Raw genomic sequence first — 26,688 nt, 5'->3', positions numbered from 1 at the left:
TTGTGGTTCAGATCAACTTAGAAGTTGAACTGGGCACCGAAGTCAGCACGCAGCTGACCGTCCGCGTCACCAGTTTTGATGTCGCCGATACCACCGCGCAGCGATGCACCGCCACCCAGGTCATAGATAGCGCCGATACCGATGTTGCGGGTATCGTCGTCAGCCGAACCGTCACCGTAAGCGGCGGTCAGGGTCAGAGCCGCACCAACATTGTATGCGGCCGAGAAGCCCCATGCAGTGCCGTTTTCAGCATCGTTTGCAACGTCATCGTCTGCGACGAACAGAGTACCCGAGAAGTCACCAAATTCTGCGCCCAGGGTCAGAACGGTCAGGGTGCTCTTCTCACCACCAGCCGGAGCATCGGTCTGACCGTAGGCCAGTGCTGCGGTGATGTTGTTGAAGGTGTAGGTCGCGCTCAGGTCCCAACGGTCAATGCCGCTCAGGGTGGTGTCGCCACCAACGTTGCCAACGTTCTGGTCGTACGACGCGCCAAACGCGAAGTCACCAACTGCGTACTGGAAGAACACAGCGTTTGCGCCCGCGCCAGTCGACGAGTAGGCCAGGAAGTCATAGTCAACGCCCGAGTACTGGCCGATGAATGTTTCCAGACCAGGCTCGTTACCGTAGTAGTTTGCCAGGTTGTCGAACGAGCCAGCAACGTTGCCCGCGTCAACACGCAGACCACCGAAGATGACCGAGAAGCGCGCGCCGTTCAGGCCAGCTGCGTTTGCTTCACCGTTGTCGGAGTCTTCGTCAGCCTGCACACGAACACGACCTTCGAAGCGTACGCCACCGTCGGTTTCAACGATGCCGTCGATGTTCAGACGGAAGCGCGAGACCAGGATGGTGTCACTCACGTTGGCGTCGGTGGAACGGTCTTCCAGGTATCCAATACCGAAACGACCGTAGCCGCCGAACTTAACTTCAGCTGCTGCAACGCCTGCGGTCGCGATCAGCGCCGTCGTTGCAAAGAGAACTTTTTTCATCTTGTTTCCCTCGGTTTCAAAGATTTATCTACTCGACACATGCCTAGCACATGTCTCAGCACGGACATCGTTTCGCTCTTTTTGCCCCCTTTGCGCAAGCTTGGCCTAAACAACGCGCTGTCATTGACAAAATATTGGTGCAAGGATGCCACAGTCATCTTCTCGTCCTGCTGCCCAACTGCACACTCAATAAATACCAAAGAATAGGGTTGTTGCGCACAGGGACCTTAGTTAGGAGTATCCCCTGACGATGACAGCGAGTGAAAACAGGACCTGCTTACGATGCGTGTGCCTACGATTTTGGGTTTGATTGCAACAATAGCCGCCGTTTCGGCCTGTGGCCCGAATCGAAGCGCCGCGCCAAACCCCGTTTATAGCAACACCGATAGCAGCCGGTCTTCTGAGCGCGAATTGAACGACCCTGAACGCACGTCAATCTGGGATGTGTTTGATCGCGGCAATGCCGAGCAGACAACCAATGTGAATCGTTATCTTTGGTCCGCCTCGCTGGATGTTCTTAGCTTTCTTCCAGTTCAGGAGGTCGATCCTTTCACAGGCGTGATCGTAACGGGGTATGGCACCCCTCCGGGCGGCGGACGCTCCTATCGGGCGACTGTGCATATCAGTGACCCGGCCCTTGCTGCGCGGTCTTTATCGGTCGCCTTGCAAAGCAGCGGCGGCGCGCCTGTTAGCGATGCGACCGCGCGCGCGGTTGAGGATGCGATCCTGTCCCGCGCCCGTCAGCTGCGCATTGCAGACAGTAAGTTCTAGCAACCCGACGAAATACACTCTAATACCACGCCGGGTTCTGACCCGGCGTTTTCATTCACGAAGGACCGCATGATGTCGCGCTATTCGGCCAACGAAATCGAAGCAAAATGGCAAGAGGCCTGGGACAAGGCCGGGATCTTCACGGCAAGCAGCAAGGCAGACAAGCCGAAATACTATGTGCTTGAGATGTTTCCTTATCCGTCCGGGCGCATTCACATGGGTCATGTGCGTAACTATACGATGGGCGACGTGATCGCGCGGCACAAGCTGGCAACCGGCCATAACGTATTGCATCCAATGGGTTGGGACGCATTCGGAATGCCCGCAGAAAACGCGGCAATGGCAATCGGCGGTCACCCGAAAGATTGGACATACAGCAACATCGCCGACATGCGCGGACAGATGAAACCTCTGGGCCTGTCCATCGACTGGTCCCGAGAATTCGCCACCTGTGACCCCGAATACTACGGTCAGCAGCAGGCCTTGTTCCTGGATATGCTTGAGGCCGGGCTGGTCTATCGCAAGAACGCAGTGGTGAACTGGGACCCGGTCGACATGACCGTTTTGGCCAATGAGCAGGTGGAAAACGGGCGCGGCTGGCGTTCGGGCGCATTGGTGGAACGGCGAGAGCTGACCCAGTGGTTCTTTAAGATCAGTGACTATTCCGAAGAATTGCTTGAGGCGCTGGATACCCTCGACAACTGGCCCGCCAAGGTCCGCCTTATGCAGGAAAACTGGATCGGCAAGTCGCGCGGCATCGAAATCCCGTTTGAGCGCACAGATGGCGGTGAGCCCATCATCTGCTACTCGACCCGCCCGGATACGCTGCGGGGTGCAAGTTTCATTGCAGTCTCGCCGGAACATCCTTTGTCGCGCCAACTGGCAGAAAACAGCCCCGAAGCTGCTGAGTTCATCGCCGAATGTCGCAAGATGGACACCACCGAAGCGGCCATGGAAAAGGCCGAGAAAAAGGGCATCGATACCGGTATCTCCGTGCGTCATCCCGTCTGGCCGGATCAGGAACTTCCGGTTTGGATCGGCAACTTTGTCATGATGGACTATGGCACGGGCGCGGTTTACGCCTGTCCAGCGCACGACCAGCGTGACTTGGATTTTGCCCGCAAGTACCAGCTTCCCGTTGTGCCTGCGTTCCATATGCCAGGTGATGAATCCGAGATCGAAACCGAGGCGCTGGTGCCCCAGAAATCCGAGAAAGTCGTTTATATCGACCACTTTGCCGGTCTGGGCGAATCCACCAGCCAGGACGGGATCGACAAAACAATCGACTGGTTCGAAAAGCGGAATTTGGGCAAAGCGCAGGTCAAATTCCGTCTGCGCGACTGGGGCCTCAGCCGTCAACGCTATTGGGGCTGCCCGATTCCCGTGGTTCATTGCGAGAAATGCGGCACAGTTCCCGAGAAGAAAGAGAACCTGCCGATCGAACTGCCTTATGATGATGGCAACGGCAAACCCATCGACTTTTCTATCCCCGGCAACCCGCTGGATCGCCACCCCAACTGGCGCGATACCCCTTGCCCTGCCTGCGGCGCTCCAGCCAAGCGCGAAACCGACACGATGGACACGTTTGTCGATTCGTCCTGGTACTATGCCCGTTTCACAGCCCCGCATGCCGAAACACCCACAGATTTGGCCGAGGCCGAGTACTGGATGAATGTCGACCAGTATATTGGCGGGATTGAGCATGCGATTCTGCATCTGCTCTATTCCCGTTTCTTTGCGCGGGCGATGCAGATCACCGGTCATCTGCCGAAAAAGGCTATCGAGCCGTTCGATGCGCTGTTCACCCAAGGCATGGTGACGCACGAAATTTACCAGACCCGCGACGCCAAGGGCCGCCCGGTCTACCACCTGCCCGAGGACGTGACCGACGGTAAACTGGCCGACGGCACCGAGGTCGAGATCATCCCCTCGGCCAAAATGTCGAAATCCAAGAAAAATGTGGTCGACCCGGTCAGCATTATTTCAGCCTTTGGCGCCGACACTGCGCGCTGGTTTGTTCTGTCCGATTCTCCGCCTGAACGGGACGTGGAATGGACCGCATCCGGGGCCGAGGCCGCCTTTAAGCACCTCAGCCGCGTGCACCGCATTGCGTCTGAGATCGCCGAGTTGGATATCCCGGCCAATGACGAGGATGAGACCCTTCTGCGCGAGATGCACAAAGCGATCCATGATGTATCTGGCGGGGTCGAATCCTTTGGCTTCAACGCTTCTATCGCTAAGCTTTATGCGTTCACCAATACGCTTGCCAAATCCAAAGCAGGGTCAGATGCCAAACGCCAGGCAGCGAAGATATTGGCACAGTTGATGTCGCCGATGACGCCGCACCTGTCCGAGGAGCTCTGGCAACTGTTGGGTGGCGAAGGGTTGGTCGCGACAACACCCTGGCCAGAGGCGGATGAGGCGATGCTGGTGGATGATACCGTCACCCTGCCCATTCAAATCAACGGCAAGCGCCGCGCAGAAATCAGCGTTCCGAAGGATATACCCAAGGACGAGGTTGAAAAAATCGCGCTTAGCACCGAAGCTGTCGAAAAGGCGCTGGATGGTGCTGCACCGAAGAAAGTCATCGTTGTTCCGGGTCGGATCGTGAATGTCGTCGTTTGATCGCAGAAGAGTTCTACTGATGCCACTGGCAGCCTGCCTTGCCGGGTCTGCCTGCGGATTTGAACCTGTTTACGCCCCAGGTGGGTCTGGTTCCGAACTGTTTGGCCGGGTCGAGCTATCGGCTCCGAACACGGTTGATAGTTTTCTTCTGGTTGAAAACCTTGAACAAAAACTGGGCCGCAGCGCCACATCCGGCAAGGATTACAAGCTGAACGTTCAGGTTGCGACCAACATTCAAGCCGCCGCGATCACGACAACCAACGAAACCAACCGCTATACCATCAACGGCCGGGCAGAGTTTTCGCTTCGATCCAACGAAACAGGTCAGATCATGGCGTCGGGTACGGTTACCGATTTTGTGGGCTATTCGGCTGCAGGTTCGACCGTTTCCACACTGGCAGATGAGCGGGATGCGAAACGGCGACTGATGTCGATTCTGTCGGATCAGATCGTCAATCGCCTTTATGCCACGCCGGACCTGACCGCATGAAGCTGAGCCCGCGTGAGGCGGATGGCTATTTCGCCAAGCCGGATGCGGATAAAACTGGGCTGCTGATCTACGGTGCCGATGCCATGCGGGTTGCTTTGAAACGTCAACAGGTTCTGGCCGCTCTGCTTGGAGAGAACGCCGAAGAGGAAATGCGCCTGACACGGATACCGGGCAGCGACTTGCGCGGCGATCCGGCCCTATTGCTGGATGCGGTCAAGGCGGTTGGCTTTTTCCCGGGTCCGCGCGCGGTTTTTGTGGAAGAGGCGACCGATACTGCCGCGCCGTCGATTTTGGCGGCGCTCGAGGATTGGGCGCCCGGTGATGCGCAGATCATCGTCACCGCGGGTCAGCTGAAACCCAGCTCGAAAATCCGCAAGACCTTTGAGGCGCATCCGCAGGCCTACGCGGTTGGCATCTACGATGATCCCCCTTCACGAGCCGAGGTCGAGCGGGTTCTGAACCAAGCCGGACTACGCAACATCCCGCGCGATCAGATGTCAGCACTCAGCGAACTGGCCGTCAGCCTCAGCCCAGGTGACTTCGCCCAAACAATTGAAAAGCTGTCACTTTACAAACGCGGCGATGATACCGAGCTGAGCATGGATGACATAGAAGCCTGCGCGCCCCGCTCGACCGAGGCGGCGCTGGACGATGTCCTGAACGTTGTTGCCGAAGGACGCGCCGGAGAAATCGGGCCGCTCATCCGACGCTTGCAGGCACAAGGCACCAACGGGGTAACGCTTTGCATTGGTGCGACCCGGCATTTTCGCACACTTTATGCCTGCGCCTCAGATCCCGGTGGTGCAGCACAAGGCATCGGCAAGCTGCGGCCTCCGGTCTATGGCAAACGGCGCGACCGCATTCTGCGTCAGGCGCAGGGATGGGGCGCGCCAAAACTACAAACGGCACTGACGGTACTCACAGATACCGACCTGTCCCTGCGATCTGCCGGCCAAACCGCCCCCGCGATGGCATTGGTCGAACGCGCAATGATCCGATTGGCGATGCTGGCGCGGTCACGCTGACCCCGCGTATGTCTTGACGTACGCGCGATCTGGGTCACATTCGGGCAGACATTTGGCAGGAGGATAGCATGTACAAAGTCTATGGGAGCGTTCGAAGCCGCGCAGCGCGTGTCATCTGGCTGCTTGAGGAGTTGGGTCAGCCATATGAGCTGATAAAAGTCGGACCACGCGATCCCCAGGTCGTTGCGTTGAACCACACTGGTAAGATCCCTGTACTGGAGGATGGTGGCCAGTTGATCTCGGACAGCTCCGCGATCATGACCTATCTGGCTGATAAACATGCCGCTTTTACCTATCCGGCAGGCAGCTATGACCGCGCCATTCAGGATTCGCTTTTTCATGCAATTCTTGACGAGTTGGACGCCGTTCTATGGGTCGCCGCACGACATGGCTTCATTTTGCCCGAAGACAAACGCGCACCCGGCATCAGTGAGGCGGCCAAATGGGAATTCGACAATAATTTCCAGCGGCTAGAACGCCGGTTTCAAGGTCCATTCCTGCTGGGTGATCAAATGACGATTGCCGATATCCTTTTGGTCCATTGCATGAGCTGGGCCAAAGGCGCCGGATTCCCTTTGAATTCAGATGTACTGAAAACCTATGGCAAAGAAATGCGGAACCGGCCTGCCTATAAGAAACTGGCCGAGCTTAGCTAGTTCGCAGCCAGTCCGCGGCTGATCGACCAGCCCAGCGCCCGGTGGCGAAACACGCCGTGAGCAGATAGCCGCCCGTCGGGGCTTCCCAATCCAGCATCTCGCCCGCGCAGAACACACCCGGAAGGTTGGTCAGCATCAGGCCGTCACTCACCGCATCGCGTGAAACGCCCCCCGCGGTCGAGATTGCTTCGTCTATCGCGCGCAATCCAGAATGACAGATGGGCAACGCCTTGATCACCTTGGCCAACGCCTCGGGCTCGGTGGGAAGGGGGCGACCAAACTCGGTCAGCAAAGCGGTTCGGGTCGGACCCAGCTTGAGCGACTTGCGGATGTGGTTGGATAGGCTGGCCTTGCCGCGGGGTCTGCTCAGGCGTTGCGCCACGTGGTCCAACGTCAGATCAGGCATCAGATCAAGGATCAGCGGCGCTCCATCCCGCACGGCCTTGCAGATGGTGTAGATGCCGCCGCCTTCCAGACCACGAGCAGAGATCACGGCTTCGCCTCGCGTGCGCAGCGATCCGGCCTGAAGTGCCACGCCTTTGATCGGCGCGCCGAAGTGCTTTGACATGTGATCGGACCAATCGACAAGCAGACCCGCATTTGCGGGGGCAAAGGGGGCGACCTCGACACCTCTTTGGACAAGGTCATTCGCCCAAGCCCCATCTGAGCCCAAACGCGCCCAACTGGCTCCACCCATTGCAAGGATCGTCACATCGGCTTTCACCGCCTGCGCCCCGTCTGGCGTGTCAAAGCTGAGCGCGTCGTCCTGCCATCCGGTCCAGCGCCAGCGGGTTTTAATCTCAACGCCAATTTCAGACAGGCGCGCCAACCACGCGCGCAGCAACGGCGAGGCTTTCATAACCGACGGGAACACACGCCCGGTAGAACCGGTGAATAGTTCCTGCCCCAGCTCTCGGGCCCAGTTTTTCACATCCTGCGCGTCGAATTCCGCTAGCATCGGGCGGAGCCAGTCAGCGGCTTCGTCATACGATTGGAGCAGCGTCTCGAAAGGTTCATCCTTGGTCAGGTTCAAGCCCGACTTTCCCGCCATCAGAAACTTGCGCGCGACTGAAGGCTTGGCCTCGACCACCAGAACCCTGTGACCAGCTTGGGCCAGCTGTTCTGCGGCCATCAATCCGGCGGGCCCTGCCCCGATCACCACTGCCTGCGCCATCGCAGTCCTCTTGCCTTCATCGCCCACAGGCGCATCATTCCATATCATGACGAACAGCGATCAAATCTGCCCGCTTTGCGACCGCCCGATCCCCGAGGGCGGCGGCAGCCTGCATCATCTGATCCCAAAACTCAAAGGAGGCAAGGGCGGACCCACCGTGCTGCTGCACAAGATTTGCCACAAGGAAATCCACGCCACGCTGTCCGAAGCCGAATTGGCGCGCAGTTTCAGCACGGTCGAGGCCCTGCGCGCCCATCCACGGCTTGAGAAATTCCTGAACTGGGTCCGCAGACGCCCACCCGGCTTTCAATCGAAAGTGCCGGGCAAGCGCAGAGGGCGATGATCAGCCTGGCAGAACTGGGTCGCCAAACGCATCCTGAATAGGCTCTGCCAAACTTTCGACCTCCAGCCCCTGGTAGTCCGGCACAGGCGCGAATTGCGCGCCCTGAACGTGCTGGAATTCCAGCATTGTGTAAGGGCGTTTCCAAAGCCATTCGCGGTTCGACACCGCCCAAAGATCGGGATCAGGCGGTACGTCATGCGTGAACGCATAGAAATGCAGATCGAACCCGCATGGGGCGACGTCCTGCGTTGACAGCAGTTTCATGCCCTGAGCGCGGCAGAATGCGTCCTCGGCGGCTATATCACCTGTACGCAGGGTGATCTGGCCAACCCGTGCCTTCGCAAAGGGTCGCGCCGGGTCGGCTGCGGTTTCGGGCCGGTTGCCTTCGAAATCATGCTGAAGCAGTTCGATCACAAAGCCCTCGGGGTCGCTGAGATGGGCCATGTAGCCGATATCCAGAAACTGACGCGGGACACTGACAGCATGGCCCTGTTTGCCCAACGCCTCAACCGCCACGTCCACATTGGGCAGGGTAATCCCGATCTTCCAGTATCGTTGCCCCTGATCATGGGCGTACCCGCCGCCACCCGGCATCAGCAACAGATCCGCATCCTGCCCGTTATAGCCAACACGGCGGTTCTGCCCCTCGACCTGCACCGACATACCCAGCGCCTCCCGATAGAAACCGGCTAGGCGATCCGGGTCGGCGACGCGCAATCGCAGCGCGGACAACCTCATCGGCACAGCTCGGCGATGCCAGCGGCGATGTCGGGTTTTGCAGCCACACTGTCCGCCACCAGCTCTTGCGCAGTGGGCATCAGGTCTTCGGGCGCGACGATGCGGTCCACAAGACCGAAGGCATAGGCCTCTTCTGCTGTGATCTTCTGCCCCGCCATCAGGATCAGTTTGGTCCGCGCAGGGCCAATCAAAGCCGCCATGCGTTTGGGATCAGACGGTTGCGGCAGGAAACCCAGCTTCATCACCGGATAAAAGAACTTGGCCGACGGCACCGCGATGCGCAGATCACAGGCCAACACCATCCCGTTCGCTCCACCGGCCAGCGTGCCATTCAATGCGGCCACCGTCAGGCAGGGCAAGGCGGCAATCGCGCCCGACAGGCGCTCCCATACGTCCGAGGTGGCGAGCCCGGCGCGCGCCTCGTCCAGATCGGCGCCAGCACTAAACACTTTGCCGGCGCCTGTCAGGATTAGGGCGCTGGCCTCAGTCGCCGCCTCTGCAATCTCGGCCAGTTCGGTCAGCATCGCCCGTGTCAAAGCATTTGCCTTACCCGGGTTATTGATCGTGACGATCCAAAGACCGTCGTCCTGCGTCAATTCAATCACGTCAAACCGATCCTTTGGCGGATGTCATCCTGGCGCAGGGAAATCTCGGATCCCAGAAACTCATCCGCATCGGATGAGCACATCCACATCAGCGCCCGCGCGGGCCAGTCCGCCGGGATGTGAACATCCCAGTCCAACTGGCTGACCGGGTTGATGCCGCTGGCCTTAATAACGCGCTGCATATCTGTGGCCACCGTACCCGGCGACAGACCCATGGCGCGGATACCATTATGCGCCTCTTCCAGATGTAGGCATTCGGTCAGCATCTTTGCCCCCGCTTTCGAGGAGCAATAGTGGCTCCACGCCTCAACCGGGTTCGAAGCCGCGCCCGAAGAAACGGTCAGTATCGTCCCTCCGCCCGCTGCGCGCATGATCGGTAGGGCGGCGCGCATCCCGTAGAAGACACCTTTGAGGTTGATGTCGATGGCCTGGCTCCAGGACGCGACATCTGCATTGGCCAGATGAAAGATCGGCTCGATCACCCCGGCATTCCCGATCAGCACGTCCAAACTGCCGAAGCGAGCGACGCAATCGGCCACCGCCTGCTCAACCTGCACGAAATCGCTGACATCGCAGGCCAGCGCAATCGCGTTATCCCCCAGCGCAGCCGCCAGTGCATCAATCTGATCACGACTGCGTGCAACCAGCGCGACATTGGCCCCGGCTGCGGCAAAAACGCGCCCAGCTTCAGCGCCTATGCCCCGGCTGGCCCCGGTTATAAGTACTGTTTTTCCCTGCATTTGCCGCTCCTGACGTACTGAGTTGGAATTTGGCTACAGGCGTAGCGCGGAAACGGGGAAAGGGTCCAGCCCTTGCCCCCTTGACGATGCCCGCCACAACCCCGACCATGCGCATCAAATTGATCAAGAAGGGTTACCTTATGTCTGTTTTCCTCCGCCGCAGCTGCGGCGCAGCTCTGGCTTATACAATTGCCACCCAAGGCGCCTGGGCCGACCTGACCGCCAATGATATCTGGGCGGACTGGCAGTCTTACTTTCAGTCGATGGGCTATACCATTACCGGTGATGAAAGCAGTGCCGGGGACGTGACGACTATCACGAACATGACTGTGCTGATGGATCTGCCCGAGGATGAGGCCGAGTTCAGCATGATGATGCCTGAAGTTACGCTGACAGAAAACGGCGATGGCACGATCAGCATCGGCTTCCCAGAAAGCTTTCCATTGACACTGTCCGGCACCGCCGAGGATGAGGTGTTTTCTGTCGACCTGATCTATTCTCAGACCGATCTGGACATGGTTGTCTCAGGCACACCTGAGGACATGACCTATGATTATTCGGCATCCCAGCTGAGCGTGGCGATTGAAGAGCTGGAGGCAGGCGATGAAGCGCTGCCCGCTGATGCATTTGACGTCCAGTTCGATATGGTCGATGTGACTGGCAGCTCGCGCATGCTCATCGGTGAAGATCGCACCATCGCTCAGACCTTAGAGGCCGCGGAGCTGTCTTACAACGTCGCGTTTGAAGACCCTGAACTTGGGGATTCGGGCCTGTTCGTCGGACAGTTGAATGATCTGACATTCGAAGGCGACAATGTTCTGCCAAGCGGGCTAGACCTGAGCGATCCCAGCGCGTTTTATACCTCCGGTTTCGAATTTGATGGTGAATTCACTTACGGCTCGGGCGAGACAAATATCAGCGGGGTCGCAGAAGGTAGCGAGTTCACCATGGCAAGCTCCTCCGAAGGTGGGCGTTTCGCGGCCAGTATGGACGCCGAGAGCTTGGCTTATGATCTTGAACAGAACAAAACCCAGATGGCAGTGACCACAGCCGACCTGCCTTTCCCGCTCGAACTGGCGATGGAAAAGGCTGGTCTGAAGCTTGATATCCCGGTGCAGCCCTCGGATGAGGTCAAACCGTTTGGGTTTGCGATGAACCTGACCGATTTCACCATGTCTGACGTTTTGTGGAGCATGTTTGACCCCGCAGGCACCTTGCCCCGCGATCCGGCAACAATTGCACTGGATACAAGCGGAACGGCCAAGGTGCTGATGAACATCTTCGACCCGGAACAGGCGGCAGCTCTGGAAAGCTCCGACGAATTGCCTGCCGAGTTGCATTCGTTAACGATCAACGAGCTGCTGGTCTCGCTGGTTGGCGCGCGCCTGTCAGGTGACGGCGACTTTGCCTTCGACAACGAAAACACCCAGGAATTCGGCATGCCCGCCCCATCGGGTGTCGCCAATCTTGAGTTGGTGGGCGCAAATGCACTGATCGACAAACTGATTGGCATGGGGCTGATGTCCGAGAATGACGCGCTGGGTGCGCGTATGATGATGGGCATGATGGCCGTGCCGGGTGATGAACCCGATACGCTGACATCGACCATCGAGTTCAAAGAAGACGGCCAAATTCTGGCCAATGGTCAACGCATTAAGTAAATGTGATCGAACAAGGGCGCCCCGATGCGCCCTTGTTCATGACCTTGGATGCAAACACCACGATTGCATCCGGCTGCAGGTCTTGCGAGACGGGCTGTGCAAGGCTAGGTCCTGTGCAAAGAAACCGGAGACGCCATGACCCGCACGCCACAAGAGTTGACCCAGAACCTGTTGGATGCCGCGCGCAAAGCCGGGGCCGAGGCAGCGGATGCCATCGTAATCGATGGCTCGTCGGTCTCTGTCGAGGTCCGGCACGGAGCGTTAGAGCATGCCGAACGCTCGGAAGAAACGGAATTTGGGCTGCGCGTGTTTGTGGGCAAACAGCAAGCGATTGTCTCCAGTTCTGACGCGCGGCCCGATACGCTGACCAAAATGGCGGAACGCGCCGTGGCCATGGCCAAGGAGGCGCCGGAGGACCCATTTACGGGCATGGCTGACAGCGCTCAACTAGCCACCGATTGGGATATCGACGCGTTGGAGCTGTTCGATCCTGCGCCGGAACCTGCAGCAGATGCCTTGATGCAGGATGCAATTGTCGCCGAAGCGGCGGCAATGGCCGTGTCCGGCGTATCGCAAGTGTCAGATGCAGCGGCCAGCTACGGCACCCATATGGTTAGTCTGGCGGCGACCAACGGGTTTTCCGGGGAGTACGCGCGCAGCTATCGGTCAACCTCCTGCGTGGCGATCTCGGGCGAAGGCACGGGGATGGAGCGTGACTATGACGGCGACGCCCGCACCTTCCAATCGGACCTGCGCACGCCGCAGGATATTGGCCGCTCGGCAGGCGAACGGGCCGTGTCGTTGGTGGGCGGGCGCAAACCGAAGACCGGCAGCTTTCCGGTTTTGTTTGACGAGCGCATATCGACCTCTTTGATCGGACACTTGCTGGCAGCCAGCAACGGCGCTGCAATTGCACGCGGGGCATCCTGGCTGAAAGACAGTCTGGGGGAACAGGTTTTACCCGCGCATCTGTCCCTGATCGAAGACCCGCATCGCCCGCGCATCTCGGGCTCTCGCCCTTTTGATGCCGAAGGCCTGCCAACCCATCGTCGCGCAATTGTTAAAAACGGTATCCTGACCGGCTGGACGATGGATCTGTCCAGCGCACGCAAGCTGGGCATGGCGTCGACCGGAAATGCCGCCCGTGGCGTTTCAGGTCCGCCCTCGCCCAGCAATTGGAACCTGAGTCTGACCCAAGGCACGCAAAGCCGCGCCGATTTGCTGCGTGATATGGGAACCGGGTTGTTGGTTACTTCGATGATTGGCTCAACGATCAACCCCAATACTGGTGACTACTCACGCGGGGCATCAGGGTTTTGGGTCGAAAATGGCGAGATCACCTATCCGGTCAACGAATGCACCATCGCGGGCAACCTGCGCGATATGCTTATGCGGATGATCCCGGCTAATGACGCGCGGCCCTATTTGTCGCGGGTCGTGCCCTCGGTACTGATCGAAGGAATGACGCTTGCCGGCAACTGATCTGCCACTTCTGATCGACGCGGCCCTTGAGGCTGGCAAGATCGCGTCCCGCTATTCGGGACCGCAGGCGCAGCGCTGGGATAAACCCGACGGTGCCGGACCCGTGACCGAAGCCGATCTGGCCGTGAATGCGATGCTCGAACAACGCCTACCAGCGGCCCGCCCGGGCTATGGCTGGCTCAGCGAAGAGACCGAAGACACCGCCGCGCGCCTTGATCGAGACCGCGCCTTTATCATCGACCCGATCGATGGCACCCGCAGCTTTGCCGAAGGGTCCCGAACATGGGCCCATTCGCTGGCCGTTACCGACAAAGGCGAAGTCACTGCTGCCGTGATCTACCTGCCGATGCGCGATCTGCTTTATGCTGCCAGCAAGGGCCAGGGGGCCATGCTGAATGGCGCGCCGATCCACGCAACACAAGCCCAGGTTCTGGACCAGTCCGAGCTTCTGGCGGCCAAACCGAACTTGGCTGCGCATCATTGGCGCGCGGGTCAGGTACCACCCTTCAAACGGGCCTACCGCCCATCGCTGGCCTATCGCATGGCTCTGGTCGCCGAGGGCCGGTTCGACGGAATGTTGACGCTGCGCCCCAGCTGGGAATGGGATATCGCAGCAGGCGATCTGATCGTGCGCGAAGCGGGCGGAATATGTACGGACCGCCAAGGCCAGCCGCTGCGCTTTAACAACGAACATCCCCGATTGAACGGGGTGGTCGCCGCCGGTGAAGGACTGCACACCATTCTGGCGGCGCAACTCGATGAGGATGGTCCGGGGATCCCGGCATGAGCCAACCCCAATCGCTTAGCCTTATGGCCTATCGGATTCTGTCGTGGCGTATGCCGAAAAACGATGGCCGAACCGATCTACCGCGCCCAACAGGCGAGGTTTTGTGGGTGCATATCGCCGATCCGGACCGCCTGCGCGTGATCGTCGATCTGTGCGAGCGATTGAAACAGGTCCGGCCGGGATTGTCCGTGCTGCTAACCGCCCCTCCGGACGCTGATCTTTCGCGTTGGGCAGAAACCAGCTTTCCCCTGATCACACTCCCATTGGAGCATACTGGCGCAGCCCGAAGTTTTTTGGATCATTGGCGCCCGAACATGGGTCTGTGGGTCGGTGGTGGGTTGATGCCAAGCATCATCACCCGCGCCGCAGAGCAGAAAATCCCTCTGGTTCTGATCGAAGCAACACCCGAGGTTTCAAGCGCCAGACTTGCGCGCTGGCTGCCGGATATCAGCCGGTATACCTTCAATTGCTTTGATCATATTCTGACGCCATCAGAAGAGATCGCGCGCCAGATTCGGCGGCTGGGCATTCCAACATCAAAAGTCGAGGAATCCCCACCCCTCCAGATCAGTCCGAACCCAAGGCCATGGCCCGAAGACGAACTGATCGAGGTCACCCATATCCTGTCCAGCCGGCCCGTCTGGCTGGCGGCACGAACTCAGGATAAAGAATTTATCTCGGTCCTCAGCGCCCACCGTCAGGCCTTGCGCTTGATGCCCCGGCTGGTGCTGGTTTTGCATGTTGCCGACATGGGCGAAGCGCAGCCTCTGCAGCGGCGGCTGGCGTCGATGGATCTACGCTGTAGCAACTGGGACGAGGGTGAACAGATCGAAGACGCGACACAGGTCATCCTGACCTCAGAGCCCGAGGATCTGGGCCTGTGGCAACGGGTCTGCCCAGTGACCTTCATGGGCAGCTCGCTTGAGCGCGGCGCAGGCGGGTGCGACCCGCTGGAAACGATTGCCCTTGGCTCGGCCATTGTGCACGGTCCGTTTGTGCATCGATACCAGGGGCTTTACGATCAGTTGGAACAGATCAAAGCAGCCCGCATGATCAAATCCGCAACCGAGTTGGGTGACGCAGTGGCCGAACTATTGGCGCCAGATCAGGCAGCGGGGATGGCACTGGCCGGGTGGCAAATGATCACCGAAGGCGCGCCTCAGGCCGACAGGTTGATCGAGATGGTGCAGGACGCGCTGGACCAACGGAGTTCGGACAATGCGAGCACCTGAATTTTGGAACACACCCCCGGATCAACTGGATCTAAGGGCGCGCATATTGGCCCCCCTGGGTCGTATCTATGCGTCGGCAACGGCCCGCCGTGTTGCACAGGAGGCCGGTGTCAAACCGGGCGTGCCGGTTATTTGCATCGGCAATCTGAACGCAGGCGGTACGGGCAAGACACCCACGGCAATCTGGATGGTCGAGCAATTGCGCGACAGCTGGCACACGCCACATATCGTCACCCGTGGGCACGGCGGCACGCTGGAAGGCCCGGTGCGGGTCGACCCCGGCAAGCATTCGGCAGCGCAAGTCGGGGATGAACCGTTGCTGCTGGCCATGTTCGCCGATGTCTGGGTTGCAAAAGACCGGGCCGCCGGGGCACGCGCGGCGGCGGAGGATGGGGCAACGGTCATCGTTTTAGACGATGGGTTTCAAAACCCCTCGGTCGCCAAGGATTTCTCGATCATCGTGGTGGACGCCCAGCGCGGGTTCGGGAACGGACTGTGCCTGCCCGCAGGTCCGTTGCGCGAACCGGTCGATGTTGGCCTGAAACGCGCCGATCTGGTTCTTTCGCTTGGGGATACCTCCGCACAGGCTAGATTTGCCGAGCAGTGGGCTGACGCGATCACCGTGCCGCTTGCAACCGGAGTGGTCGAGCCCTTGCAGACCGGTATGGACTGGACAGGCTCCAAAGTGTTGGCCTTCGCCGGGATCGGCCACCCTGAGAAGTTCTTTCAAACCCTCCGCCAACAGGGGGCAGAGCTTGCGCGCGCCGAAGCGCTGGATGACCACCAGCCACTGACCACAGCCCTGATGACCCGCCTTGAGAACGAAGCGCGCCTATTGGGCGCGCAAATGGTGACAACCGAGAAAGACGCTGTCCGCCTGCCCGAAGCCTTCCGGCGAAAGGTCGTGACCCTGCCGGTTCGTCTTCACATCTCGGATGCAGACGCCGTCAAAGAGATGTTGGCAAAGGTCGCGCCCTCACCCTAGCGTCGGCCCTGTTCGGGCCGACCGGATAACAGCTTAGCTGCCCAGTTCAGATTCGATTAGCTGCTTGAAATCGGCGTAGGACTGGTTGGACACTTTCTTGCCGTTGACGATGAAAGACGGTGTCGCCTCAATCCCGTCACGCTCGGCGTTTTCCTGATACCAAGCAACCAATGTCTGGGCGCGGGTTCCATCTTGCAAGCAAGCTTCAAGCTGATCGTTGTCGATCCCTGCGAGGCGACCGATCTTGCGCAGCTCATCCACGATCTCAGTCGGGCCACCGGCGCGGGTCCATTCGGACTGACCCTCGTAAAGCAGATCGGTGATGCCAAAGAACTTATCGGGACCCGCGCAGCGCGCTATCATCGACGCCCACAGGCCATAGCGGTCAAAATAGACCTCACGATAGGTAAACTTGACCTTGCCAGTGTCGATGAAATCCTTCTTCAACTGCTTGTAGGCCCCTTTATGAAAGGTGGCACAATGGGGGCAGGTGTAGGATGCGTACTCGATGATCTCGACCGGGGCATCTTCGGCCCCTTGAACCATTTCAACAATGGTTGATGTATCCAGCTCTGCCTCTTGTGCGATGGCACTTCCGACCAGCGGGTTGGCGCGGGTCGAACTTGTGGTTGTCAGCCAATACCCACCAGCGGCAATGGCGACAGCCGCACAGATTCCTGTTGCAATACGGCTCATTCTCAGCCCTTTCTCAGCGTTTGTGCTTAGATAAAATGTTGCGGCCCAGACGTTCAAGGGCAGCGCGCAAATCACCATCGTGAACGTCACGCGACACTTTGTCTGCCTCGGCTGCGATTTCAGGTTCGATTTCGGGTTTTGGCGGCTTCGGCTTGTGATCGAAACTGGCCTGTCCCTCGGCAAATCCGGTCGGAGCGGTCTGAGTGATCCGGATACGGCTGATCGCGTTGTAACCGTAAACGGCATTCACCTTGCCGCGCAGCTGCTCCTTCTGCATTTCCAGCATCGGAGCCTGTGGCCCGGTGGTCAGCAGCGTCAATGTGGCACCAATCCCGCCTTTGCCATATCCCACATTCACCGGACGCGCGATCGAGGCCGTATCTTGCCCCACAATCTCGGCCCAGTGGGTCAGCAGGCGCGACACGGCAAATCCCCGGCTTTCCCCGGCGCGCCGAATCTGATCATTCAGCAAACTGGCGGTGCGTTTGAACCCGCGGGTCGAGGAACGTCTGCGTTGCATCTGGTTTCCAACTCCTGCGCCGCTATTGTAATGGGCAGGATGGCAGGTGCCAGCGAAACCTGACGGGGAGTTAGATAAAACTTGCGTGACATCACTGAATTCAGCGTGAGCACCGCGCTTTTGGACTGGTACGACCGCCACGCCCGCGAAATGCCATGGCGCGTGGGCCCGGCGGATCGTGCGGCTGGTGTACAGCCTGACCCATACCGCGCCTGGCTATCCGAGGTGATGTTGCAGCAAACAACCGTGGCCGCCGTGCGCGATTACTTCATGCGCTTCACCACGCGCTGGCCCACGGTTCAAGCGTTGGCCGCCGCACCGGATGATCAGGTCATGGGTGAATGGGCCGGACTTGGCTACTATGCCCGCGCCCGCAACCTGTTGAAGTGCGCGCGGGTCGTGGCGGAGGATCACAATGGGCGGTTTCCGGACACTTACGGTGCGCTTCTGCAATTGCCCGGAATTGGCCCCTACACCGCCGCTGCGATCTCGGCCATTGCCTTTGACCATCCAGAGACTGTGCTGGACGGCAATGTCGAACGGGTCGTGGCGCGGCTTTATGACATTCACGATCCACTGCCCGGTTCGAAACCCGTCCTGAAGGACAAAGCCGCCGCGCTGACGCCCAATCAGCGCCCCGGGGATTATGCGCAGGCTGTCATGGATCTGGGCGCAACCATCTGCACACCCAAATCCCCGGCCTGCGGCATCTGCCCGCTGCGCGATCCCTGTCTGGCCCGGATCGCCGGAACACAGGCAGAGCTGCCAAAGAAAACACCGAAAAAGCCCAAACCCACCCGCTTCGGTCATATCTACATCGCCCAACGTGTGGACGGGGCGCTGCTGTTGGAACGCCGTCCTGACAAGGGTCTATTGGGCGGTATGCTCGGCTGGCCCGGGTCTGACTGGTCTGAAACTGCTGCCGAAGCGCCCCCTTTCCCAGCGGATTGGCGCACCCTGCCGGGCGAAGTGCGCCATACTTTTACACATTTCCATCTGGTGCTGAAAATCTGGACAGCCGTGCTGCCAGCCAACACCATACCAGATGGGCTGACACTTCTGACCAAGCATGAGTTCAAACCCAACGACCTGCCTACTGTGATGCGCAAGGCTCACGATTTGTGGAGGGGGCAATAAGCCCGCTGTCCAAGCGCGATTGCTCGGGCTAGGCTGCGTTCGAAGGTTCGGAGCACTAGATGATCGCAACTCAAACCCTGACCCGCTGGCAGACCGCGATACCCTTTTGGGTGTCGTTCCTGTTGATCCCCTTGATCTGGGCCACAGCAATAGCAGGCGGATGGTGGGTCCTGCTGATCCCCTTGTCCACCTGGTGGGCCTTTGCTGCGCTGGATCGGCTCACCGGGCTCAATCTTGACAATGCAGACCCGGAAACGCCTGACAATATCCTGCATTGGTATATATTGCTGACCAAGCTTTGGGTCCCTGCTCAGTTCGTCACCCTGTTTGGCCTGATCTGGTATGCAACCCATACCGACCATCTGACGACCTGGTCTAAGATTGGCCTGTTCTTCGGTATGGGCATCCTGTCGGGCACGGTGGGTATCAATTACAGCCATGAACTGATGCACCAGCGGTCTCGGCTGGAACGCTGGCTGGGGGATATCCTGCTGGCAATGGTCCTCTATTCACATTTCCGATCCGAACATCTGCTGGTGCATCACCGCTATGTCGGAACGCCACGAGACCCGGTTACCGCGCGCTATAATGAGGGGTTCCATCGCTTCTATCCACGCGTTTTATTGCAATGTCTGGTCTCAGCCTTTCAGGCCGAGAAGGACAAGCTTGCCCGCAAAGATCGCCCTTGGACAGACCGTGCAAACCCGTTCTGGCGCTATTGGACGCTACAAGGCGGGATGCTTCTGCTGGCCGGGCTGATCGGAGGATGGGCCGGGCTGGGATTGTTCTTGTTGCAGGCGGGCGTTGCTATCTGGCAACTGGAATTGGTCAACTATGTCGAACATTACGGGCTGACGCGGAAACACATGGGCGGCGGCAAATACGAACATGTCCTGCCCCGCCATTCTTGGAATGCCGCGCAAAAAGCCTCGAACTGGCTGCTGATCAACCTTCAGCGTCACTCCGACCACCATTACAAACCAAACCGGCGCTTCCCCTTGTTGCAAAACCATGCACAAGAGGACGCGCCGCAACTGCCCTATGGCTACCCCGTGATGACCGTTGCCGCGATGATCCCGCCCCTGTGGCGGCGCGTCATGAACCCTCGGGTCCGGGCCTGGCGGCGGCAATACTACCCCGAAATCACGGATTGGCACCCTTACAACAAAGCGCAGAACCCGCAGCCAAATACCTGACCGCAGCGCGCCCAGCGCGCTGCCCGGCCCAACGGGTGGGGTTGCATCTTTGATGCGGCCCCTCCGGGCGGGAGCCCCTTAGTTGATCCAGATATCCATAGGGTCTTCAACGCCGCGCACTGGTTGGCTGGCTTTTGGGGCGAACCCTTCCAGCAATGGCTGGCTCGTCGGGCTTTCTTTCAACACTTGGTCCCGCAGCGCATCGCTGACTACAATATCCGCTTTAAATTCACGGGTCATCGCCTCAAGCTTAGCCGCAACGTTCACCGCATCGCCGATCACCGCAAACTCCAGCCGGTTGGCACCGATATCTCCCAAAACGACCGAGCCATAGTGGACCCCGATCCCGACGTGAATCTCGACCTCACCCGCGCGCCGGCGTTCAAGGTTCCATCTCTCGATAACCTCGGCCATGGCCCGCGCGCAGCCAAGCGCGTTGGTCGCATCCAACGGCGTTGTGACCGGCGTTCCAAACGTGGCCATCAGGCCATCGCCAAGATACTTGTCCAACGTACCGTTATGCCGAAATACCTCGGTCTCCATCCGCCCATGAAATCCGCGCAGAACCTCGATCACCTCATAAGGATCACGACCCGCTGCAAACCGGGTGAACCCAACAATGTCGATAAACAAAACCGCTATGTTCTCTTTGCGAACCTGTTTCAGTGGCTCATCGTTATGGCTCAATGATTCAACCACATTCGGCGAGAAATACCGTGACAGGTTTGCGCGTTCCCTCTCCAGTCCTGCATTGCTGAGCAGAAGGCGATTGAGCCGTCGCATCGAAATGCCCAAGGTCACAGCAACCATCACAAATACGATGACTTCCTGAACCCGCAGAGACACGAGGAAGTTGTTAGGATCAAGCAATCCCTGCAGATCGGGATACCCTTGCAGCGCGACAAAGACCCTGTCACCCAATTCAGGGAATGGCGTTGCAACCCACCAGGCGATGACCCAGCCAACGGTCCAAACCATAGCCGTCCAGGATCCGATCGCAACAACAGTGCGCCATGAATAGGCCAGCGTTCCCGCAGCAAGAATAATGAAAAAGTACTGGAAATTGTCGAACCGAAATTGTGTCGCCAGGGGCCGTACATCATCGCTGAACGGGTTCGGGACGATCATACCAAGCGTCATGATCAACAGATCGGCAAAGATCAAAAGCAGCTCAACCCTGGATTGCCCGACGCGCCCCGCACGCTGGATCAACCAGCCGTTTGCGCAAATCAGCAATAGGATGAAGTGATAGTACAGAACTTCCCAGTTTGGGTTCAGGTAGATCAGCAAAATCCCGGTCAAACCCATCGCAACCCAGCGGGCTCTGACAGCCAGCTCCAGCCCTTCGCGCTTGTGCCGTTCCAGCGCCTCTTCGGCGTATTTGTGGTCCAGATCAAAATCGTCCGGCTGAGTTATAAAGAAACGGCTCAAGCGGGACGGGCTGGGTGCAATGTCGGTCAAAGGTCAGCGCTCCTATACGGTCTGACGAGTTTGGCTTATGCAATCATTCCTTGGCCAAAAACAAAAGACCCCGCCGTAGGATCGGCGGGGCAAGGCTAAGTGCCTTGTGTCAGGCCACAGGCACCGGCGGTATTCTTGAAATCAGTTGTGCATCTCAGACCGGATCTGCTGACGCAACACGTCGATGGGCACTGTCTTGCCATCGCGTTTGAAGCACCAATATGTCCAGCCATTGCAGGAGGGGGCGTTTTCCAGATGCGCGCCAACCTGATGGATCGAGCCTTTGACATTGTCGCCCACGAGGGTGCCATCTGCCCGAACCTTGGCTTTGTGACGCTGGTTCATGGAATACAGTTCCTCACCCGGACGCAGCATACCGCGTTCGACCAACTGGCCGAAGGGCACGCGCGGCTCGGCGCGTTTGCTGGCGCTGACCTCCAGCGCCTCGCGGTCAAACTTGCGCACTTTTGCGATGCGCTTTTCGGCGACCTTGCGATAGCTTTCTTCGCGCTCAATGCCGATGAACTCACGACCAAGCATTTTCGCGACGGCACCCGTGGTGCCAGTACCAAAGAACGGGTCCAACACCACGTCACCCGGATTGGTCGACCCGATCAGAACGCGATGCAGCAGCGATTCCGGTTTCTGCGTGGGATGTGCCTTATCGCCGTTTTCATCCTTGAGGCGCTCATGCCCGGTACAGATCGGTAGTACCCAATCGCTGCGCATCTGCACGCCTTCGTTCAGGGCTTTCAGCGCCTCATAGTTGAACGTGTATTTCGCGCCTTCCTGTTTCGAGGCCCAGATCATCGTCTCATGCGCGTTGGTGAAACGCTTGCCACGGAAATTCGGCATCGGGTTCGATTTGCGCCACACGACGTCATTCAGAATCCAATAGCCCGCATCCTGCAGGGCTGAACCCACACGGAAGATATTGTGGTACGAGCCGATCACCCAGATCGCACCATTGGGTTTCAGCAGGCGATGTGCCGCCTTTAACCATTCCCGCGTGAACTGATCATAGGCACCGAAACTGCTAAACTGATCCCAGTGATCATCGACCGCATCCACCTGAGAGTTATCGGGGCGATGCAACTGACCTTTCAGTTGCAGATTATACGGTGGATCCGCGAAAATCAGGTCAACCGACGCCTCGGGCAGACTGTTCATCACGTCGATGCAGTCTCCGGAAAGAATCGTGTTTAAAGGGAGCGCGGCTGCGCCCTTTGTCTTAATGGTGGTCATATCACTGCCTCAGTTCCACGGCGCTTTTGCGCTCATTTGGTTGAGACAAGGATGAGTCAAAGATGATTCGCCGTCAAATTCTTTTTTGAATCAGTGACTTACAATTTACTCTTGATACAAGATATTGTGGACCGGTTTGAATGAACGTCTATGGTGTGGGGTCACACCAAGATTTTGCAGCGCGTCACGGTGCTGTTTTGACGGATAACCGGCATTTGTCTCCCATCCATATCCCGGATGCTGTTGCGCCAAATCCACCATCAGTTGATCACGCCAGTTTTTGGCAAGGATCGAGGCCGCCGCAATCGACACTGATCGGGCGTCTCCTTTGACCACGGCTTGGGCGGGGATCTTCAGGCCGCGCGGGATCATATTGCCATCGATCAGCAGATAATCAGGCGCCAGGTCCAGGGCCGCCACCGCCCGCTCCATTGCCAAATGCGAGGCGCGCAGGATGTTGATCTCATCAATCTCGGCCACGGATGCTTCGGCCACTGCAAACTCTGCCCGGTCCCGCAACGCCGCATCCAAAGCGGCGCGGCGTTTCGCGGTCAGCTTCTTGGAATCATTCAACCCTTCGGGAATGTCCAGCGGGTTCAGGATCACGGCGGCCGCAACCACCGGCCCAGCCAATGGGCCGCGCCCAACCTCATCCACACCCGCGATGCGAAGACGCCCGCCGTCCAACAGGGCCTGCTCTAGCTCAAAATTCGGAACCATCATCCCTTTGGAAAACCGTGTTTCATCACCGACCGCAAGAAAAAAGAGAGGGCCGCTTGCGCCGCCCCCTCTCTTGCGCGGTGCTTCTGCGGCACCGCTCCTGCTCGTGACTGATTACTGATAAACCACGCGGTAACCTTGTTGGCGCAGGCATGCGGGCTCGTAGGCCCGTTTGACCTTTTTGCCATTCCAGAAACCGACCTTGCACTCTTGTGGCAGGCTATTGGCGTGTTTGTAATGCTTGTTGAGGCAACCGGTCCCCAACAGCGGACGGTCCCCATAGGCATTGAAAGTTCGCAGACAGCGTTGAGGCAGATCATAACGCGCCACCCGTCTGGGCAGTGGTTTCACATGGCGCGGTTTTGGGTCCACATGGGTATATTGCCGCGAAGCACGTTCACGATCTTTGCGTTTTTCCTTGTTATAGTGATTGACCGCCGCGCCAATGATCGCGATCGCAGCCAGCCCGCCCAGTATGTCACGCGTGTCCGCTGCGCGCGCTTGTGAGGCGGAAACCCCCGTTACAGCCATGGCAATCCCAATGATCAGAGTGATGAATTTCTTGTGCATCTTGCTTGTCCTTTCGGATGTGGATGCGACCGCATGAAGGGCCGCGCATTCGATGCATCCAGACTGGGCCCACACCTTTCAGACAGGCAATAACAGGCCTCTGCTATCCAATATCAGCCTGCGCAAACCCCTTGCGTTATTGAATATCGGGCCAACTCATGCGCAGGATGCGGCCTATGAAACAGATCATCTCTTCTTTGGCCCTGGCGTCCCTGATATCGGTGGGCTCAGTCGCGTCCGCAGCGGATTGCTACGCGGACTACAAGGCAAAACAGGACAACCCGTTGCGCCTGCATTACGGTGTGATGCAGGTGACCTCGTGCGACAAAGGTCAGGCGCAGCAAGAGGTCGCCCAACGCCTGCAAGGCTCTGGCTGGACCTTGCTGAATGTAATGACGGTGTTTGGGCCGGAAGGGTTGGATCAAAGGAAGGCCAATGCCGGAAAATTCTATCTCCGTTTCTGATGCAAGACGGTCTGGCACAAGGCTAGTTGGGCTAGGGATCGCCGCGATCCTGATCATCCTTGTCACCGCTGCCGCTTTTTTGCTGTGGACATTACCCGATGCCAACGCCTTCAACGCACGGGTCGAACGGCTGTTCGTCGAAAGTGATCTGACCTCGCAGGCAGAAATCCGGCTGTTGGAGATTCTGGCTCAATCCGGCACCGCATTTGCGGACACGCTGGCAAGCTACCGGATGGTGATCTACGTCTTGTTGGTCTTTTCCTGCGCGATGTTAATTTCCGCGTTTGTGTTTCTGGTCATGCTGGTGCTGCTGAACCGCCGCATGGCGCAGATCGAACGCACCGGCATACAGGTCACATCCCTGCTGATCAGCCGCGAGGAAAACACCGTCTACCTCAACAACATGGATTTCAAACTGACCCCGGCAGCGATGGAAACCCTGTCCGTATTGGCCGAATCCCGCATGGATGATGAGGTGCTGTCCGGCGCGCAGATCGAAGGAATGATCTCAGGCCGGGACGCGTCAGATTGTGATGAAGCAGCGGGTGCCACGCGGATCAAACGTCTGCGCGATGCCTTGGGCAATCAGATGGTCAGCGAGTTGTTGGTGAAAAACATCGCGAAGAAGGGCTATATGCTGTCGATCGAAAAAGATGTCATTCAGATGGTCTGACATCAAGGGGGGCTCGGACCCGCAGCCGATAAAATCTGCATGATCCCTCTTGGAATGAAAGGCGTAAGGCCCCATTCTTTGTGGACCCATGGCAAGGGAGGTCGATCATGAACGTCCACGCCACACCAAGAACCACGGGCTATGGAATCTCGGTTGAACCGCTAAAGGGCAAGATTGCCATTTATCGGAACGATACATTGTTGGCCGAAAGCCACAACGCCAAGGTGATGTATGAAACTCGACTGCCGCCGACCATCTACATCCCCCGCGATGATCTATGCGTCGATCTGGGCGCCGAGACCGAGCTGCAGACCTTCTGTCCGTTCAAGGGCACCGCGACTTACCATGATATCACCGTGCAAGGCGAGTATCTGGCCAATTCCGTCTGGGCCTATGAAGAGGCTTTGCCAGAAAGCATCGCCATTCAGGGCCATATCGGATTTATGCCGGGCGCTTACACCGATATCGACCTGGGTCCGAACCAGCTGCGCGATCCCGATGACGGAAACATCAGCGGCCCGTTGATCGACTGGTTGATGCGCGGTGCCTCGGCCGCGACGACGCCCGAGGCTTTTACCAAAGCTCTGGCCGAGAAAATGCTGGAACACGGGATCGCGATCCAACGCCTCAGCATCCTTGCCTGGTCTCTGCACCCGCTGATCGCGGGGAAGCATTTTATATGGGAAAAGGATCAGGAGGAGATCCTGACCCGCGCACCAACTTATGAAATCTATGACCACCCTGCCTTTATCAACAGCCCGTTGCGCCACGTTTCCAACGGGCTCGGTGGCGTGCGCCAGCGGTTGAATGATGAAAACCCGCATAACAGCTTTCCCATCATGGAAGATTTGCGTGAGAAAGGTGCGACAGACTACGTAGCGATGCCCCTGCCTTTCTCAGATGGGCGCACGAATGTTCTGACCCTCACCTGCGACCACCCCAACGGCTTTACCACCGAAAACTTGGGGCTGGTGTTTGAATGCTCATCGGTCATCGCGCGCTATTACGAAGTGTTCATGCAGCGCGAAAATGCGCAGGTGCTGTTGGAAACTTATGTGGGCAAACGGTCAGGCGCGCGGGTTCTGGGCGGTGAAATCCGGCGTGGTGACGGCGATGAGATCGACGCCGCGATCATGTTCTGTGACCTGCGCAACTCCACCAGTCTGGAGGAACAGCTGGGGCGTGAAGCCTATATCAATCTCTTGAATGAGTTTTTCGAAACTGTCTCGGAAATCGTTCATGAAAACGGTGGCGAAGTGCTGAAATTCATCGGCGACGCTGTGCTTGCAGTTTTCCCGGCGTTGGATAACCCAGACCTCGCGCGTGAAAGCGCGCAGCGCACGGCGATTGATATCGTCGAACGGTTGGGCGAGTTGCGGCAATCGGGCACCGATATTCACTGCGATTGTTCAATCGGGCTCGCCTATGGGCGCGTGACTTATGGCAATGTCGGATCGCGCGAGAGGCTGGATTTTACAGTCATCGGCCACGCAGCAAATGTGGCAGCACGACTAGGTGAGTTTGGCAAAACGGTCGGCCATCGCATTGTTGTGTCCGAAGATATCGCCCCTGCCTGTGCCCATGCGCAACCCTTGGGTGCAGTTGCCCTGCACAATGTGTCAAAGCCTGTTAACTCTTACGCCCTGCGCACATCCGCGGATGAGATACTGAATTCTTAGCAAGCCCGGCAGCGGTTTCTTCGTCGC

At 58.4% G+C, this 26,688-nt stretch carries 27 protein-coding genes; 16 read left to right on the top strand and 11 right to left on the bottom strand.

Features of this window, described 5'->3' with window-relative positions; translation table 11 throughout:
• Positions 1 to 17: 17 nt before the first annotated feature.
• Positions 18 to 986, bottom strand: a complete 969-nt coding sequence (locus tag ACR0JE_RS11145) for a porin (protein ID WP_480543116.1) — start codon at positions 984 to 986, stop codon at positions 18 to 20.
• Positions 987 to 1,268: 282 nt separating this feature from the next.
• Here ACR0JE_RS11145 and ACR0JE_RS11140 point away from each other — a divergent pair, with 282 nt between their 5' ends.
• The 5 genes from ACR0JE_RS11140 (at position 1,269) to ACR0JE_RS11120 (ending at position 6,553) form a co-directional block, all read left to right on the top strand.
• Positions 1,269 to 1,757 (top strand): DUF3576 domain-containing protein, encoded by a 489-nt coding sequence (locus ACR0JE_RS11140; protein ID WP_170533418.1) that lies wholly within the window; start codon positions 1,269 to 1,271, stop codon positions 1,755 to 1,757.
• 72 nt (positions 1,758 to 1,829) lie between these two features.
• Positions 1,830 to 4,382: a leucine--tRNA ligase gene (gene leuS / locus ACR0JE_RS11135; protein WP_480864209.1), complete on the top strand. Its 2,553-nt coding sequence runs from the start codon at positions 1,830 to 1,832 to the stop codon at positions 4,380 to 4,382.
• A gap of 19 nt (positions 4,383 to 4,401) precedes the next feature.
• Entirely contained in the window at positions 4,402 to 4,872 is a 471-nt protein-coding gene (lptE, locus tag ACR0JE_RS11130; RefSeq protein WP_480543120.1) for an LPS assembly lipoprotein LptE, read from the top strand.
• Entirely contained in the window at positions 4,869 to 5,897 is a 1,029-nt protein-coding gene (gene holA / locus ACR0JE_RS11125) for a DNA polymerase III subunit delta (RefSeq protein ID WP_480864208.1), read from the top strand. The genes lptE and holA overlap by 4 nt, the downstream gene beginning before the upstream one ends.
• Before the next feature lie 68 nt (positions 5,898 to 5,965).
• Positions 5,966 to 6,553: a glutathione S-transferase family protein gene (locus ACR0JE_RS11120; protein WP_480864207.1), complete on the top strand. Its 588-nt coding sequence runs from the start codon at positions 5,966 to 5,968 to the stop codon at positions 6,551 to 6,553.
• On the opposite strand, the gene ACR0JE_RS11115 is transcribed toward ACR0JE_RS11120, so the two are convergent.
• Entirely contained in the window at positions 6,546 to 7,727 is a 1,182-nt protein-coding gene (locus ACR0JE_RS11115; protein ID WP_480864206.1) for a TIGR03862 family flavoprotein, read from the bottom strand. The genes ACR0JE_RS11120 and ACR0JE_RS11115 overlap by 8 nt on opposite strands.
• 46 nt (positions 7,728 to 7,773) lie before the next feature.
• Between ACR0JE_RS11115 and ACR0JE_RS11110 the strand changes: the two genes are divergently transcribed.
• Positions 7,774 to 8,070 (top strand): HNH endonuclease, encoded by a 297-nt coding sequence (locus tag ACR0JE_RS11110; protein WP_480550687.1) that lies wholly within the window; start codon positions 7,774 to 7,776, stop codon positions 8,068 to 8,070.
• Here the strand turns inward: ACR0JE_RS11110 and ACR0JE_RS11105 are convergent, their stop codons facing one another.
• Genes ACR0JE_RS11105 through ACR0JE_RS11095 form a run of 3 tightly spaced genes read right to left on the bottom strand, consistent with a single transcriptional unit; the run spans position 8,071 to position 10,153 of the window.
• On the bottom strand, positions 8,071 to 8,808 hold the full coding sequence (locus ACR0JE_RS11105) for a VOC family protein (protein WP_480864205.1): 738 nt from the start codon (positions 8,806 to 8,808) through the stop codon (positions 8,071 to 8,073).
• A complete protein-coding gene (locus ACR0JE_RS11100) occupies positions 8,805 to 9,413 on the bottom strand; it encodes an enoyl-CoA hydratase/isomerase family protein (protein ID WP_480550683.1) in 609 nt (202 codons plus the stop codon). The genes ACR0JE_RS11105 and ACR0JE_RS11100 overlap by 4 nt, the downstream gene beginning before the upstream one ends.
• Positions 9,410 to 10,153, bottom strand: coding sequence for an SDR family oxidoreductase (locus tag ACR0JE_RS11095; protein WP_480550681.1), 744 nt, complete (start codon positions 10,151 to 10,153; stop codon positions 9,410 to 9,412). Before ACR0JE_RS11095 ends, ACR0JE_RS11100 begins: the two co-directional genes overlap by 4 nt.
• A gap of 140 nt (positions 10,154 to 10,293) precedes the next feature.
• On the opposite strand from ACR0JE_RS11095, the gene ACR0JE_RS11090 reads away from it, so the two are divergent.
• The 5 genes from ACR0JE_RS11090 to lpxK all read left to right on the top strand — a co-directional run bounded on the left by ACR0JE_RS11090 (position 10,294) and on the right by lpxK (position 16,300).
• Complete coding sequence (locus ACR0JE_RS11090) at positions 10,294 to 11,814, top strand: DUF2125 domain-containing protein (RefSeq protein WP_480550679.1); 1,521 nt, start codon at positions 10,294 to 10,296, stop codon at positions 11,812 to 11,814.
• Between the two features lie 135 nt (positions 11,815 to 11,949).
• Positions 11,950 to 13,296: a TldD/PmbA family protein gene (locus ACR0JE_RS11085; protein ID WP_480864204.1), complete on the top strand. Its 1,347-nt coding sequence runs from the start codon at positions 11,950 to 11,952 to the stop codon at positions 13,294 to 13,296.
• Positions 13,283 to 14,083: an inositol monophosphatase family protein gene (locus ACR0JE_RS11080; protein WP_480864203.1), complete on the top strand. Its 801-nt coding sequence runs from the start codon at positions 13,283 to 13,285 to the stop codon at positions 14,081 to 14,083. Before ACR0JE_RS11085 ends, ACR0JE_RS11080 begins: the two co-directional genes overlap by 14 nt.
• Positions 14,080 to 15,315: a 3-deoxy-D-manno-octulosonic acid transferase gene (locus ACR0JE_RS11075; RefSeq protein WP_480864201.1), complete on the top strand. Its 1,236-nt coding sequence runs from the start codon at positions 14,080 to 14,082 to the stop codon at positions 15,313 to 15,315. The genes ACR0JE_RS11080 and ACR0JE_RS11075 overlap by 4 nt, the downstream gene beginning before the upstream one ends.
• A complete protein-coding gene (gene lpxK / locus ACR0JE_RS11070) occupies positions 15,302 to 16,300 on the top strand; it encodes a tetraacyldisaccharide 4'-kinase (protein ID WP_480864200.1) in 999 nt (332 codons plus the stop codon). The genes ACR0JE_RS11075 and lpxK overlap by 14 nt, the downstream gene beginning before the upstream one ends.
• Positions 16,301 to 16,333: 33 nt before the next feature.
• On the opposite strand, the gene ACR0JE_RS11065 is transcribed toward lpxK, so the two are convergent.
• Both ACR0JE_RS11065 and ACR0JE_RS11060 read right to left on the bottom strand, forming a co-directional pair.
• Positions 16,334 to 16,996: a DsbA family protein gene (locus tag ACR0JE_RS11065; protein ID WP_480864199.1), complete on the bottom strand. Its 663-nt coding sequence runs from the start codon at positions 16,994 to 16,996 to the stop codon at positions 16,334 to 16,336.
• Between the two features lie 13 nt (positions 16,997 to 17,009).
• The gene (locus ACR0JE_RS11060) at positions 17,010 to 17,516 is read right to left on the bottom strand and encodes a DUF721 domain-containing protein (RefSeq protein ID WP_480826356.1); all 507 of its coding nucleotides are present in this window, start codon (positions 17,514 to 17,516) and stop codon (positions 17,010 to 17,012) included.
• Between the two features lie 81 nt (positions 17,517 to 17,597).
• Between ACR0JE_RS11060 and mutY the strand changes: the two genes are divergently transcribed.
• Positions 17,598 to 18,653, top strand: a complete 1,056-nt coding sequence (gene mutY / locus ACR0JE_RS11055) for an A/G-specific adenine glycosylase (protein ID WP_480864198.1) — start codon at positions 17,598 to 17,600, stop codon at positions 18,651 to 18,653.
• A 59-nt stretch (positions 18,654 to 18,712) separates the two neighbouring features.
• A complete protein-coding gene (locus ACR0JE_RS11050; RefSeq protein WP_480864197.1) occupies positions 18,713 to 19,849 on the top strand; it encodes an alkane 1-monooxygenase in 1,137 nt (378 codons plus the stop codon).
• Positions 19,850 to 19,927: 78 nt separating this feature from the next.
• On the opposite strand, the gene ACR0JE_RS11045 is transcribed toward ACR0JE_RS11050, so the two are convergent.
• From ACR0JE_RS11045 to ACR0JE_RS11030, 4 genes are all read right to left on the bottom strand, one after another.
• Positions 19,928 to 21,310, bottom strand: coding sequence for an adenylate/guanylate cyclase domain-containing protein (locus tag ACR0JE_RS11045; RefSeq protein WP_480864196.1), 1,383 nt, complete (start codon positions 21,308 to 21,310; stop codon positions 19,928 to 19,930).
• A gap of 141 nt (positions 21,311 to 21,451) precedes the next feature.
• The gene (locus tag ACR0JE_RS11040) at positions 21,452 to 22,555 is read right to left on the bottom strand and encodes a DNA methyltransferase (protein ID WP_480864195.1); all 1,104 of its coding nucleotides are present in this window, start codon (positions 22,553 to 22,555) and stop codon (positions 21,452 to 21,454) included.
• A gap of 105 nt (positions 22,556 to 22,660) precedes the next feature.
• Positions 22,661 to 23,278, bottom strand: coding sequence for a ribonuclease HII (locus ACR0JE_RS11035; protein WP_480543154.1), 618 nt, complete (start codon positions 23,276 to 23,278; stop codon positions 22,661 to 22,663).
• A 111-nt stretch (positions 23,279 to 23,389) separates the two neighbouring features.
• Complete coding sequence (locus ACR0JE_RS11030) at positions 23,390 to 23,845, bottom strand: hypothetical protein (protein WP_480864194.1); 456 nt, start codon at positions 23,843 to 23,845, stop codon at positions 23,390 to 23,392.
• Positions 23,846 to 24,021: 176 nt separating this feature from the next.
• Here ACR0JE_RS11030 and ACR0JE_RS11025 point away from each other — a divergent pair, with 176 nt between their 5' ends.
• The 3 genes from ACR0JE_RS11025 to ACR0JE_RS11015 all read left to right on the top strand — a co-directional run bounded on the left by ACR0JE_RS11025 (position 24,022) and on the right by ACR0JE_RS11015 (position 26,661).
• Complete coding sequence (locus ACR0JE_RS11025; protein ID WP_480864193.1) at positions 24,022 to 24,309, top strand: hypothetical protein; 288 nt, start codon at positions 24,022 to 24,024, stop codon at positions 24,307 to 24,309.
• Positions 24,281 to 24,982, top strand: a complete 702-nt coding sequence (locus ACR0JE_RS11020; RefSeq protein ID WP_480864192.1) for a winged helix-turn-helix domain-containing protein — start codon at positions 24,281 to 24,283, stop codon at positions 24,980 to 24,982. The genes ACR0JE_RS11025 and ACR0JE_RS11020 overlap by 29 nt, the downstream gene beginning before the upstream one ends.
• A 107-nt stretch (positions 24,983 to 25,089) precedes the next feature.
• Positions 25,090 to 26,661: a DUF427 domain-containing protein gene (locus ACR0JE_RS11015; RefSeq protein WP_480543160.1), complete on the top strand. Its 1,572-nt coding sequence runs from the start codon at positions 25,090 to 25,092 to the stop codon at positions 26,659 to 26,661.
• Positions 26,662 to 26,688: the final 27 nt, after the last annotated feature.

The sequence above is a fragment of the Ruegeria sp. H3 genome (genome assembly GCF_056533095.1).
The sequence above is the reverse complement of the archived record's forward strand: the minus strand, read 5'-3'. Positions and strand labels throughout refer to the sequence as shown.